This is a genomic window from Dyella sp., from assembly GCF_035685805.1.
Classification (GTDB): domain Bacteria; phylum Pseudomonadota; class Gammaproteobacteria; order Xanthomonadales; family Rhodanobacteraceae; genus Dyella_A.
The window spans coordinates 1-12,148 of sequence record NZ_DASSAB010000011.1 but is presented as its reverse complement, the minus strand read 5'-3'; the positions used below and the strand labels follow the sequence as shown (position 1 = coordinate 12,148).

13 protein-coding genes are annotated in these 12,148 nt (G+C 69.6%); 8 read left to right on the top strand and 5 right to left on the bottom strand.

The genetic code is table 11. The features are described 5' to 3' along the window. Positions 1–307: hypothetical protein (locus tag VFG40_RS02140; protein ID WP_324894414.1), on the bottom strand; the 307-nt coding region annotated here is incomplete at its 3' end. A 180-nt stretch (positions 308–487) separates the two neighbouring features. On the opposite strand from VFG40_RS02140, the gene VFG40_RS02135 reads away from it, so the two are divergent. The 4 genes from VFG40_RS02135 (at position 488) to VFG40_RS02120 (ending at position 4,688) form a co-directional block, all read left to right on the top strand. Further along, positions 488–2,257, top strand: coding sequence for an acyl-CoA dehydrogenase C-terminal domain-containing protein (locus tag VFG40_RS02135; protein ID WP_324894412.1), 1,770 nt, complete (start codon positions 488–490; stop codon positions 2,255–2,257). A gap of 133 nt (positions 2,258–2,390) precedes the next feature. Beyond that, on the top strand, positions 2,391–2,948 hold the full coding sequence (locus VFG40_RS02130; RefSeq protein ID WP_324894410.1) for a TlpA family protein disulfide reductase: 558 nt from the start codon (positions 2,391–2,393) through the stop codon (positions 2,946–2,948). Positions 2,949–3,052: 104 nt separating this feature from the next. Next, positions 3,053–3,421, top strand: coding sequence for a DUF2946 domain-containing protein (locus VFG40_RS02125; RefSeq protein ID WP_324894408.1), 369 nt, complete (start codon positions 3,053–3,055; stop codon positions 3,419–3,421). 304 nt (positions 3,422–3,725) lie between these two features. Beyond that, entirely contained in the window at positions 3,726–4,688 is a 963-nt protein-coding gene (locus VFG40_RS02120) for a transporter family protein (protein WP_324894406.1), read from the top strand. A gap of 22 nt (positions 4,689–4,710) precedes the next feature. On the opposite strand, the gene VFG40_RS02115 is transcribed toward VFG40_RS02120, so the two are convergent. Further along, positions 4,711–4,863: a hypothetical protein gene (locus tag VFG40_RS02115; RefSeq protein WP_324894404.1), complete on the bottom strand. Its 153-nt coding sequence runs from the start codon at positions 4,861–4,863 to the stop codon at positions 4,711–4,713. Between the two features lie 2 nt (positions 4,864–4,865). Then, positions 4,866–7,172, bottom strand: a complete 2,307-nt coding sequence (locus tag VFG40_RS02110; protein WP_324894403.1) for a winged helix-turn-helix domain-containing protein — start codon at positions 7,170–7,172, stop codon at positions 4,866–4,868. A 136-nt stretch (positions 7,173–7,308) separates the two neighbouring features. Here VFG40_RS02110 and VFG40_RS02105 point away from each other — a divergent pair, with 136 nt between their 5' ends. Together VFG40_RS02105 and VFG40_RS02100 are read left to right on the top strand one after the other, a co-directional pair. After that, on the top strand, positions 7,309–7,956 hold the full coding sequence (locus VFG40_RS02105; protein ID WP_324894401.1) for a hypothetical protein: 648 nt from the start codon (positions 7,309–7,311) through the stop codon (positions 7,954–7,956). 105 nt (positions 7,957–8,061) lie between these two features. Further along, positions 8,062–8,535 (top strand): GNAT family N-acetyltransferase, encoded by a 474-nt coding sequence (locus VFG40_RS02100; RefSeq protein WP_324894399.1) that lies wholly within the window; start codon positions 8,062–8,064, stop codon positions 8,533–8,535. A gap of 89 nt (positions 8,536–8,624) precedes the next feature. Here VFG40_RS02100 and VFG40_RS02095 read toward each other — a convergent pair whose 3' ends face one another. Next, positions 8,625–9,398, bottom strand: coding sequence for a SapC family protein (locus tag VFG40_RS02095; protein WP_324894397.1), 774 nt, complete (start codon positions 9,396–9,398; stop codon positions 8,625–8,627). 255 nt (positions 9,399–9,653) lie between these two features. Between VFG40_RS02095 and VFG40_RS02090 the strand changes: the two genes are divergently transcribed. After that, a complete protein-coding gene (locus VFG40_RS02090) occupies positions 9,654–10,253 on the top strand; it encodes an HNH endonuclease (protein WP_324894395.1) in 600 nt (199 codons plus the stop codon). Positions 10,254–10,256: 3 nt separating this feature from the next. Here the strand turns inward: VFG40_RS02090 and VFG40_RS02085 are convergent, their stop codons facing one another. Next, a complete protein-coding gene (locus tag VFG40_RS02085) occupies positions 10,257–10,667 on the bottom strand; it encodes a low affinity iron permease family protein (protein WP_324894393.1) in 411 nt (136 codons plus the stop codon). Positions 10,668–10,812: 145 nt separating this feature from the next. On the opposite strand from VFG40_RS02085, the gene dxs reads away from it, so the two are divergent. Next, positions 10,813–12,148: 1-deoxy-D-xylulose-5-phosphate synthase (gene dxs, locus VFG40_RS02080; protein WP_324894391.1), on the top strand; the 1,336-nt coding region annotated here is incomplete at its 3' end.

Here is a 12,148-nt window from a genome sequence, read left to right as displayed (position 1 = left end):
TCGTGTCGACGGCGACGATCGCGTCGTTGGGCGCGCCGTCGATCGTGGCGCCGCCGGACCCCGAAGCATCGACTCCGCTCGCGCCGCCGGACGAAGCTCCGCTGGTCCCCGTTCCGCCCTGGCTCCCGGTCGACGTGGAGCTCGCCGACGACGCGCCCCCCTGACCCGATCCCGTCGCGCTGGTCGAGGCGCCACCCGCGCGACCATCGCCATGGGCGGAAGCGTCGCGACCGGCGTCGGGTCGATCGCGCGGCGCGCCGAGCTCGACGCCGACGGCGCAGGCCGTCAGTGCCAGAAACGTGAGCACGCAAAAACTCCTCGAAACGCGCATGCGCACACCTCGCGAGCAGGTGCCGGTCCCCTTGCGAGACCATTTGGGCCGGGTGCGTCCGACCTCTTGCAGTTTCGGCATTCTGGGATAGTATTGAACAAGAGTCAATAGAGCCCGCGTCGCCGCCGACATCCCCCTTATCCGAGGAGAATCCCCATGGGTCAGTACGTCGCTCCCCGCCGTGACATGCAATTCGTGCTGCACGAGTTGCTCCACGTGGACGACGAGTTCCGCCAGCTGCCCCCCTATACGGAAGTCGCGCGCGAGCTCATCGACCAGGTCATCGAGCAGGGCGGAAAATTCGCGGCCGAGGTGCTGTTTCCCCTGAACCAGGTGGGCGACGTCGAAGGGTGCCGCTACGCGGACGGCGTCGTGACGACTCCTCCGGGCTTCAAGGCCGCCTACGAGCGCTTCCGCGAGGCCGGATGGCCTTCGATCGCCTCCGACCCCGAGTTCGGGGGCCAAGGTCTGCCCCATACCCTCGGGTACGCTCTGGAGGAAGTCATCAACTCCGCCAACCAGGCGTTCGCCATGTACCCGTGCCTCACGCACGGCGCGTACGAGGCGCTTCACGCCCACGGCACCGACGAGCAGAAGCGCATCTTCCTTCCGAAGCTCGTTTCGGGTCAGTGGACGGGCACGATGTGCCTGACCGAGCCGCAGTGCGGCACCGACCTCGGGCTCTTGCGTACCAAAGCCGAGCCGAACAAAGACGGCAGCTACCGCATCACGGGCACGAAGATCTTCGTCTCCTCGGGCGAGCACGATCTCGCCCAGAACATCGTGCACCTGGTGCTGGCGCGCCTGCCCGACGCCCCGGCCGGCAGCCGCGGCATCTCCATGTTCATCGTGCCCAAGTACAAGGTGAATGCCGACGGCTCGCTGGGCGAGCGCAACAGCGCGTTCGCCGGTGCCATCGAGCACAAGATGGGCATCAAGGGCTCGGCCACCTGCGTGATGAACTTCGACGGCGCCGAGGGCTACCTCATCGGCAAGCCGCACAAGGGCCTCATGGCGATGTTCACCATGATGAATGCCGCGCGCCTCGCGGTGGGCGTGCAGGGCCTGGCGCTGGCCGAGCGCGCGCTGCAGAACAGCCTCAACTACGCCCGCGAGCGCCTGCAGTCGCGCGCGCTGTCCGGTGTGAAGTTCCCCGACAAGCCGGCCGACAACCTGCTCGCGCAGCCGGACGTGCGCCGCATGCTGCTGACCCAGCGCGCGTTCGTCGAGGGCACGCGTTTGCTGGTGCTGTACAACGCGCTGCAGGTGGACATCGAAGGCCGTGCCACCGATGAAGCCACGCGCCAGAAGGCCAGCGAGCTGGTGGCGTTCCTGATCCCGATCTCCAAGGGTGTGGTCACCGAGCTGGCGATCGAGTGCACCAAGGAGGCGCTGCAGATCTACGGCGGCCACGGCTACATCGGCGAGAACGGCATGGAGCAGTTCTCCCGCGATGCACGCATCACCACGCTGTACGAAGGCACCACCGGCATCCAGGCGGCCGACCTGCTGGGGCGCAAGATCCTCCAGCTGCAGGGCGTGGGCTTCAAGCACTTCCTGGAAGAGATCAGCGGCTTCTGCCAGCAGCACAGCGCCGACGAATCGCTGCGCGCGCTGATCGGGCCGCTCGCCGTGTACGCCAAGCAGTGGGGCGACATGACCGTCAAGCTGGCCCAGCGGGTACAGGCCAACCCGGAGGAACTCGGCGCCGCTGCCAACGACTACCTGTACTACTCCGGCTACGTCACGCTTGCCTATCTGTGGGCCCGCAGCGTGGCGGCTGCCGACAAGAGCAGCCAGTCGGCCGCGTTCAAGCAGGCCAAGCGCGATACCGCCAGCTTCTACTTCACCCGCATCCTGCCCCGCTGCCTGGTGCACCAGGCCGGCATCGAAGCCGGCGTGGCGACGCTGCCCGAAATCGCCTGAGCACCCGCTGCACGTATCTGGAACGCCCGGCACCGCCGGGCGTTTTTTTTTGCGCGGACGTCGACCGCCTTGCCCCCTGTCCGCGGCTCGACGCGATTGCTACGCTGCGCCGAATCCAAGAGGGAACTTGCTCATGCGTCGGATCGCCGTGCTGTTCGCCTGCCTGCTCACCTGCACCGGCGCCCTGGCGGCGTCGACGCTGCAACCGGGCGACACGCCGCCCGACGCGCTGGGCGTCACGCGCGACGGCACGCACCTGGCGCTGTCCTCGATGCGCGGCAAGGTGGTGGTGGTGAGTTTCTGGGCCACCTGGTGTGGCTACTGCATGAGGGAGCTACCGGTGCTGGCCGGCCTGCAACAGGTGTCGGTGCAGCGGAACCTGCCCCTGCAGGTGGTCGCCGTGAACGACGAGGAGAGCCGGTCCACTTTCGTCAAGGCCGCGCGCATGCTGCACGGCCGATTGCCAAGCCTGATCGTGGCATGGGACCGGGACGGCCGCATCGGTCGTCCGTACGGCACGCATGAGGGGATCCCGGTACTGGCGCTGTTCCACCGCGATGGAACGCTCGCCCAGCTGCACGCGGGCTATGACGAGCGCGCGCTCGATGGCATCGTGGCGGAGATCAACGCCTTGCTGACCGAAGCCGCGACCGCGTCGCCGTCGGTCGCTGTCGCCCGCGCCGCCCACTGAGCGACAACCGACGCACGATCGCCGCCTCGCGGCGACCTGTCGCAGCACCAGCCGGTGGCTGGCATGCCAGAATGCGCGCCCGCTCCACACCGGATAACGGCCGCTTGTCCACTGCGCGTCGCCCACGCCGCCTGACCGCCTGGCTCGCCATCGTCGCCCTGTGGCTGACGATCGCGGCGCCCGTGGTGTCGCAGACGCTGGCCAGCCCGCTGGATGCGCTGGTGAGCATCGGCTGGTGCGGCACGCACCATGACGACGGCACGCCCTCGCCACCGGCCGGCCACCTGCTGGAGAAGTGCGGCTACTGCGGGCTGTTGTCCGGCCACTCGCTCCTGCCCGATGCGCCGCCGTCTCTGGCCTCGGGACTGCCGCTGTCCGGGCTGTGGCTTGCGATGCCAGCACCGCCGGCGCGAAGCCGCATCGTGCTGCTCGCCGCCAGGCCGCGCGGGCCGCCGGTGCCCGTGCACGTCTGAGCCACGCATACCGTCGATTGCCCTTGCCGCCCGGCCAGCGACCAGCCAGTTCGGCACCGCCGTGCCGGCCGTGACCGCACTTGCCGGGCGGGCTGGTCCGCCTCGTCAATGACTGGTGTTGCGCCGACTCCCCATGTGCCGTCACCGCCGCGCTGACTGACCAGCGTCGGCGAGCAGACGGCCGCTCCATGCGCGTGGCCAGCTCGGTCGCACCGGCTGGCTCAGGTTCGCTCTTCATCTCTGATCGACATCAGTTCGCACGCTCGCCCGCGCGCGTAGCGTGTCCCCCATTCCGGAGAACTCCATGCACCATCGTCCGCTGCTTCGCACCACCCTCGTCGCGCTCGCCGCTGCCGCCCTGCCCGGCCTCGCCGCCGCCTGTTCCACCTGCGGCTGCTCGCTCAATTCGGACTGGGCGAGCCAGGGTTATGCCACCTCCCGCGGGCTGCACCTGAGCCTGCGCGAGGACTACTTCAACCAGTCGCGGCTGATCCAGGGCTCCGACCGCATTGCCGCCGGCAGCGTGGCGCTGCCGGCCGAGGAGGAACTGCAGCGCAAGACCATCAACCGCAACACCCCGATCGGCGCGGACTACAGCTTCGATCGCCGCTGGGGGTTGTCGGTGCAGCTGCCGTGGCTGGACCGACACCACCAGACCTTCCCCGAGGGCGAAACCACACTGAGCACCTCGGACGGCCAGGGCCTGGGTGACGTGCGGGTGCTGGCGCGCTACCAGGGCTTCCGCCCCGACGCGAGCGTCGGCGTGCAGTTCGGGCTGAAATTGCCGACCGGCTCGTTCAAGCAGCGCTTCCGTGCCGGCACCGCCGCGGGCGAACTACTCGACCGCGGCCTGCAGCGCGGCACCGGCACCACCGACGCGCTGCTGGGCGTGTACACCTTCGGCAACCTCGGCGAGTCGCTGGGCTACTTCAGCCAGGCAATGGCACAGGTGGCGCTGAACGCGCGCGACGGCTTCCGCCCGGGCAATTCGCTGAACGTGAACCTCGGCCTGCGCTACCTCGACGCCGGCATCGTGACGCCGCAGCTGCAGCTCAACCTGCACGGCGAGCAGCGCGAGAGCGGGGCCTTCGCCGACCGCGCCAACAGCGGCGCAGTGCTCGCCTACCTCAGCCCCGGTCTGGGGCTGAAGCTGGGCCGCCGGCTGGATGCGTTCGTGTTCGTGCAGCTGCCCGTGCACGAACACGTCAACGGCGTCCAGATCGAACCGGGCCGGCTGTGGTCGGCGGGGCTGCAGTACCGGCTGTAGCGTGGCGCGGCGAGCGCGCGCGTCAGCCGCTCTTGGGTACCGGCACGATCACGCGCTGCTCGGTCGGCACGGCCAGCGCGGGTTCGAGCGGGTTGTCCGGGTCCTGCGGGCCCTTGGGCGGTTGGCGCGGATCGGTTTGCAGCGGCGCGTCGGGCGGGGTGGGTCTGGTTGCCATGGTCATGCTCCCGGTGTGGGCCCCTTGCGCGTGCTCGGAGCGGTTGAAGCAGGTCCCGCCGGCGGAGCCCGCGCAGGGGCGAGCAGGCTGAGCCGTCGAAAGGTGAGGTTGCTGGTGAGCTGGATCTCCGGCACGCCGGCCGCGCGGGCCCGGGCGATCCGCTCGCGCGCGGCGGCCAGGTCGCCAAGCCGCGCGAGGGTTTCGGCATTGAGCAGTGCCACCTCGCCCGGCGCCGTGGCCAGCGCTTCGGAGCGTTGCACCAGCGCCCGCGCGGCGGGGGTCTCGCCGAGAATCGCCCGGTACAGGCCGAGCGACGCCCAGCCGGCTGCGTCGTCCGGCTTGAGCGCCAGATACCGGGCAGCCTGGTCGGCCGCCTTGCGGTAGGCGTCATGGGCTTCGTCGCCACGGCCCGGATCGGCCTGCAGCGCTTCGCCGAGGTTGGCCCACACCAGGAAATCCTGCGGCGCCAGTGCGCTGGCGCGACGGCGCAGGGCGATGGCCGCGGCGTAGTCGCCGGCCTGGAACTTGATCAGCCCGAGGTTGCTCAACGACGCGGCGTCCGGCGCAATGCCGATCGCCTGCGCCAGCGCCTGCTCGCTGGCCGCGCTGTCGCCGGCCTCGAGGTAGAGCGCGCCCAGGATGCTCCAGCCCTCGGCCTCGTTCGGGCGCAGCGCGACCACCTTGCGATACGAGGCCAGCGCGTGCGTCAGGTCGCCGCTGACGTACTGCTGATAGCCGATCTGCGCCTGAACGCCAGCATCCCCGGGACTGAGCTCGAGCGCGGTGGCGAATTCCCCGATCGCCCGCGCCGGCTGCCCTTGCGCCACATAGACCTTGCCCATGCCGACGTGGGCGAGCGCGCTGGTGGCGGGCACGCCCGAGCTTTGGCGGTAGTAGCCCAGGGCGCGCTCCAGGTCGCCGTGGGCGCGGTACAGGTCGCCCATGGCCAGGTTGACCTCGGCCAGGGTCGGGTCCATCTGCGCGGCGCGGCGGCAGGCCGCCATCGCCCGGGCGAACGCAGCGGCGTCGCGGCCGTTCTCGAACTGCCAGATCTCGCTGCGGCAGATCTTCGCCTGCGCCAGGGCGAACGCGGGATCGCCGGCCAGCGCCTGCCCGAACCGCTGCACCGCCTGCTCGGCGTCCTCGGCTCGGGCCGCGCGATGAAGCAACTGCAGGCCCTGCAGGTAGGCGTCGAACGCAGCCTCGTTGCGGGTGGGCGCAAGTCGCTTCGCCAACTGGGCGTCGGCAGCGGGCATCGCCCCGAGCAGCGACCGCACCACCTCGGCTGCAATCTCGCGCTGGGTCTCGAACACCCCGGTGAGCTGGCGATCGTAGGTATGGCTCCAGAGCGTGAAGCCGGTGGTGGTGTCGGCCAGGTGCGCGGTGACGCGCAACTGCGGGCCGTCACGACGCACGCTGGCCTCCAGGATCGTGGCCACGCCCAGCCGCGCGCCCCACTGCCGGGCGTCCAGCGCGCTGTCGTGCGCCTGGCGCGAAAGCGGCGCGGCGACCTTCAGGCCCGGCACGCCAGCGAGCGCGTCGCGCATCTCCTCGGTGAGGCCGTCGGCGAAATAGTCGTCGCCGTGGTCTGCGCCAAGGTTGCTGAACGGCATCACCGCGATGGAGGACGCCGCCGGGCGCGCGGCGGGCGGGGCACCCTCGTGCATCCAGCCCAGCGCCGCGAGCCCCGCCAGCAACACGGCCGCCAGCGCCCATCGCCACGGGCCGCGCACAGGCGGGCGGAGCGTGGACCGGTCCGCTTCATGGGCTTGCGGCTCGGGCGGTCCGGGCGTCTCACTCCACACCGCGGGGGAGCGGCCGGGCGCGGCCGCGCTGGCGTCGAGTGGATCGGACGCGACCTCGGACACGGCAACGGTCGCGGGGTCGACCGTGGATGGATCGAGCGTGCATGGATCAGGCACGGGTGAGGCAGGCACGGGTGGGCCGGGCGCGGGCGGATCCCGCATACGCAGCTCGCCGATGAAGGCATAGCCCAGCGCATGGCGGGTCTGGATGTAGCGCGGGTGCTGCGAATCGTCCTCAAGCGCGTGGCGCAGCTGCGCAATGGCCCGGGTGAGCACGCCGGGGGTGACGTGGCGATGGCCCCACACCGCGTCCAGCAGCTCGTCGCGACCCACCAGTTCGCCGCGGCGCTGCAGCAGCACGAGCAGCACGGTGAAGGCCTTGGGCTCGAGCGGCCGCTCGACGCCGCCGCGTACGAGGATGCGGGCCGCCGGATCGACCAGCACATCGTCGAACTCGAACGGCTGCGTCCCCTGACTGCCAGCACCGGACGGCAACGGATTCATCGGCTAGTCCCTCATGCGATCACACAAACCTCGGCGTTCGCTGCGGCAAACCTCGCATTTACCTCATGACCCGTCCGCGGCCCTGGCGGAGCCTGTCTGCACGCCGCATCCCGCGGTCGCCACAGGAGATTCCGCCATGCATGCCCAACTCGCTTCCCTGCCCCCGCTCTCGTCCGCCCTGCTGCAGCCGGAGACCACCGACCATCCCGCACGCCGCTGCCGGGTCGGCCATGTCGCCCTGCAGGAGGCGGCACTGGACGAGTTCAACGCGCTGCTGGCGCGCCTGCATCACGTACCGCTGCTGGGTGACCAGATCGCCACCGCAGCACGCGAGCTGGCCCGGCAACCGGTCAGCGACCACCGCGCCCCGGCCATCGCCCAGCGCATGCGGCTGGCACACACCGTGACGCAGATGCTCGCCGACCCGGAATGGCAGCCAGCGGCCGACGCCGTGGAGCCGGCCCGGCTGGTAGTGGACTACGCCCGTCGGCCGCATCAGTTGATCCCCGACAACTTGCCGGTGATTGGCGGCCTGGACAAGGCGGTGGTGGTCGATGCGGCGTGGCCGCAGCTGGCCGGCGAGGTGGATTGCTACCTCGACTACCGCCGTCTGCGCGTGATCGAGGCGCAGCTGCGCCACTGCCGCGTGTTCGAGTTCCACTTCGGCCGGCAGGAATGGCTGGCCGCGCGGGCGGCGGAGGCGGCGCTGATCGGCCATTGCCGGCGCGTCGGCAGCTCGAGCTACCTGCCCGGCGGCGCGGCGGCGATGTTCCGGGTCAGCTGAGGGTGCGCGAAGGGACCCGCCAGACGATCGGGGACCACGCGGGCTTCCCAGCCGCTGCCGCGCGGGTGTAAACCTTGAGCCCGGTTCCGCAACGACGCAAGGCTCATGAGCGACCGCTCCTTCCTGATCCGCATGGCCGAGGACGATGACGACTTCATCCTCGGCCTGGTTCCCCGCTTCGTCGACTTCCCGCTGCCGGCCTGGCGCAAGCGGCACGAGTGCATCGAAGGCATTCGCGCCGACCTGGTGCACCACCTGGACGACCAGCCGCCCAACAGCTTCGTGTTCGTCGCCGAAGACGACGACGGCAGCACGGTGGGATTCCTGCACCTGCAGAAGACGCAGGACTTCTTCAACGGCCGCACCAACTGCCACGTTTCCGACCTGGCGGTCGCGCCGGGGCACGAGGGCCGTGGCGTGGGCCGGGCGCTGCTGGAGCACGCCGAGCAGTGGGCGCGTGAACACCGCTGCGCGCTGATGACGCTGGCGGTGTTCCCGGGCAACGAGCGCGCCCGGGCGCTTTATGAAGCCAGCGGGTACGACGTCGACCTGCTGCGGATGGCCAAGCCGCTGCGCTGATCCCGCCAAGAAAAATGGCCCGTGGCATCGACGATGCGCACGGGCCATGGGTGCATCCAGTCACGCGCCGCAGGCGCGGCGCGGGAGGGTCAGTTGACGGTGGTGCTGCCGGGGCTGCCGCCCTCGGTCTGCTCACGCTCGTTCAGGCGCAGCGACACGCGGTCGATGTTGGCCAGCGACAGCAGGTGGGCGTAGATCCAGCCCAGCACGCCTTCCTTGAGGAATTCGTGGGCGACCTTCTCGTCAAGCTGGCGCAGCTTTTCCTCGCTGACCACGAACAGGCCATTGAGGTTGATCGACTTGCCATCCTTCTCCAGCCGGATGTTGCGCGGCTCGAGCAGATCGTACTTGCGCAGCTGGTCCATGAACCAGTGCGTGCGGGTCACGTGCTGCTGGAACTCGCCGAGGAAATTCACGGCGTTGGTGAGCAGCTCGGTGTCGGTGCCGTCGTCCTTGAACAGGCGGTCGCCTTCGCTGGTGTTGAAGCCCTCGTAGGCCTCGTCCAGGAACACGGTGAAATCGTCACCGCCCTCCTGATCGGCCGGCTTCTCGGCCAGGATGAACGGGTAGCGGCGGATGAACGCCGGCACGTAGGTGTTGGGCGCCCACTGGCCGTTGGCGTCGACGAACAGGTTCTCGTTCTGGCGCAGGCCCAGCAGCGCCATCGGGCCGGCGTCCTTCATGTCCGCGCCGGCGAACAGGATCGGCACGTCGCGCGCGGCGGCGGGAAATTCCACGCCGGTCAGCGGCACCGAATGGACGTTAGCCGCGAACTTCAGGCTCGGCACGCCCTTCAGGCGCAGATCCTTGTGGGCGGTGCGGTTGAGCGGCACGGGACGCTCGTAGAAAAAGACTTCAGCCACGTTACTTACCTCTGCCCAGCCGCGCCGGGGTCGCCACTGTTGGCTCCCCCTCCCAAACCCGGCCCGGGTCTCAAGACGAACGAGCACTATAACAGCGCCCGCGGCCGCTCGTGAGCCCGCCGCTCGTGGCGAGCTATGTGTTTGCTGCGACACACATTTGCATCCCGATCGCAACATAGTTGGGCTATGCTGGCGCGGATCGCAACCGCTGCATCGCTGCGCGTTTTCCCAGGCTCTGGCTGAAGGATGGACTGCATGCTGATGGACGTACCGTTCCGGGCCGACCTGCGCTCGACCCGGGTGCTCTCGCTCGACGCCACCGGCCGGATCCTCGACTGGATCAGCTGGCAGGACGCCGTCTGCCTGTACGTGCGCGAGGCGGTAGCCTGGACCCTTGGCGAGCCTTGCCTCACCGTGCATGGCGGCATGAATCGAGACCGTGGCGAACAGAGCCTGCTCGAACTGCATCCGATCATCGCCAGCACCGGCCACTGCCGCGACCACGCGATCGATCCGGCGCCGGCGCTGACCAACACCGCGCTGTTCGCCCGCGACCGCCACCTGTGCCTGTATTGCGGCAACCACTACAGCCGCGGCGAGCTCACCCGCGACCACGTGCACCCGGTCTCCAAGGGCGGCCGCGACGAATGGGAGAACGTGGTGAGCGCGTGCCTGGCGTGCAACCTGCGCAAGAGCAACCGCACGCCGCAGCAGGCCCACATGCCGCTGCTGGCGGTGCCGTACCGCCCGAGCTGGGTGGAGCACCTGATCCTGTCCAACCGCAACATCCTGGCCGACCAGATGGAGTTCCTGGTCAACCACCTGCCGCGCGACCGGCGCGCCGCGCACGCCTGAGTTTCAGTCTTCCGGCTCGGCCGCCAGCGCCTCTTCCACGTTGTCCAGCTCGCTGCGGCCTTTCTCCGCCAGCCGGCAGTAGTGGGCGCGGATCCGCGCCAGCGTCTCGTCATCCAGTTCCTCCAGCGCCAGCAACGCGTTGTGCGCCCGGCTGGAGCGGATCAGCTCGTCGAGCTTGATCTGCACCGCCGCCGAATCGCGGTTCTGGGTGTTCTGGATCAGGAAAACCATCAGGAAGGTGATGATCGTGGTGCTGGTGTTGATCACCAGCTGCCAGGTGTCGCCGAACTGGAACAGCGGGCCGGTTGCCGCCCACAGCACCACGATCAGCACCGCCACGATGAAGGTGGTGGGCTTGCCGGCCGCGCGCGAGGTGGCGCCGGCGAAACGACGGAACAGCGACGATGAGCTCATGTGAAGTCCTCGTGGGAAAACCGTACGCGGGCGCATGCCGGCCTGGCGCCGCAGCCGTTCGTGCAGGCCGGATCCGATGGATCGGCCCGCTTCACGACGCCGCGCCACCCTTGCCCCGCCACCGTGCTGGGCCAACAATACGCGAATGATCGACCTCTCCCGCTATCCCCATCTGGCGCCGATCGAGACGCCGGCCGACCTGCGCCGCGTGTCCGACGAGCAGCTTCCCGCCGTCGCCGACGAGTTGCGCCAGTACCTGATCGAGGCGGTCGCCAGTTCCGGCGGCCACTTCGGCGCGGGGCTGGGCGTGGTCGAGCTGACCGTCGCCCTGCACCACGTGTTCGACACCCCGCACGACCGGCTGGTGTGGGACGTGGGCCACCAGTGCTACCCGCACAAGATCCTCACCGGCCGCCGCGAGCGGATCACCACGATCAAGAAGAAGGAAGGCTTGGCACCGTTCCCGCGCCGCGAGGAAAGCGAGTACGACACCTTCGGCGTCGGCCATTCGTCCACGTCCGTGTCGGCCGCGCTGGGCATGGCCATCGCCGCGCAGCGCGCCGGCGACGACCGCCGCGTCGTCGCGGTGATCGGCGACGGCGCGATGACCGCGGGCATGGCCTTCGAGGCGCTCAACCATGCCGGCGGCATGGAGCCGGAGCCGAACCTGCTGGTGATCCTCAACGACAACCGGATGTCGATCTCCGAGAACGTCGGCGGCCTGACCAAGATGCTCGGCCGGCTGATGAGCTCGCGCACGATGAACGCGGTGCGCGAGGGCGGCAAGAAGCTGCTCGGCGACAAGCGCACCAACCCGGCGGCGCGCTTCGTCAAGCGCTGGGAGGAGCACGCCAAGGGCATGTTCGTGCCCTCGACGCTGTTCGAGGAAATGGGCTTCCACTATTCCGGCCCGGTCGACGGCCACGACCTGCCCGCGCTGCTGGCGTCGCTGCGCACGCTGCAGACGCTCAAGGGCCCGCAGCTGCTGCACGTGATCACGACCAAGGGCAAGGGCTACGACCTGGCCGAGGGCGACCAGATCGAATACCACGCGGTGTCGCCGTTCGACCCGACCGTGGGCGTGGTCAAGAAGGACGGCCCCGCCAAGCCGACCTACACGCAGGTGTTCGGCGACTGGCTGTGCGACATGGCCGCGGCCGACCCGAAGCTGCTGGCGATCACGCCGGCGATGCGCGAGGGCTCGGGCCTGGTGCGCTATTCGCAGGAATATCCCGACCGCTACTTCGACACCGCGATCGCCGAGCAGCACGCGGTGACGCTCGCCGCGGGCATGGCCTGCGAGGGCGGCAAGCCGGTGGTGGCGATCTATTCGACCTTCCTGCAGCGCGCCTACGACCAGCTCATCCACGACGTGGCATTGCAGGACCTCGACGTGCTGTTCGCGATCGACCGCGCCGGCGTGGTCGGCCCGGACGGCGCCACGCACGCCGGCAGCTTCGACCTGTCCTACCTGCGCTGCA

Bases quoted from the DNA above. Each gene is read 5' to 3' on its own strand.
- VFG40_RS02135 (WP_324894412.1), top strand. From the start codon at position 488: ATGGGTCAGTACGTCGCTCCCCGCCGTGACATGCAATTCGTGCTGCAC.
- VFG40_RS02130 (WP_324894410.1), top strand. From the start codon at position 2,391: ATGCGTCGGATCGCCGTGCTGTTCGCCTGCCTGCTCACCTGCACCGGC.
- VFG40_RS02120 (WP_324894406.1), top strand. From the start codon at position 3,726: ATGCACCATCGTCCGCTGCTTCGCACCACCCTCGTCGCGCTCGCCGCT.
- VFG40_RS02115 (WP_324894404.1), bottom strand. From the start codon at position 4,863: ATGGCAACCAGACCCACCCCGCCCGACGCGCCGCTGCAAACCGATCCG.
- VFG40_RS02110 (WP_324894403.1), bottom strand. From the start codon at position 7,172: ATGAATCCGTTGCCGTCCGGTGCTGGCAGTCAGGGGACGCAGCCGTTC.
- VFG40_RS02105 (WP_324894401.1), top strand. From the start codon at position 7,309: ATGCATGCCCAACTCGCTTCCCTGCCCCCGCTCTCGTCCGCCCTGCTG.
- VFG40_RS02100 (WP_324894399.1), top strand. From the start codon at position 8,062: ATGAGCGACCGCTCCTTCCTGATCCGCATGGCCGAGGACGATGACGAC.
- VFG40_RS02090 (WP_324894395.1), top strand. From the start codon at position 9,654: ATGCTGATGGACGTACCGTTCCGGGCCGACCTGCGCTCGACCCGGGTG.
- VFG40_RS02085 (WP_324894393.1), bottom strand. From the start codon at position 10,667: ATGAGCTCATCGTCGCTGTTCCGTCGTTTCGCCGGCGCCACCTCGCGC.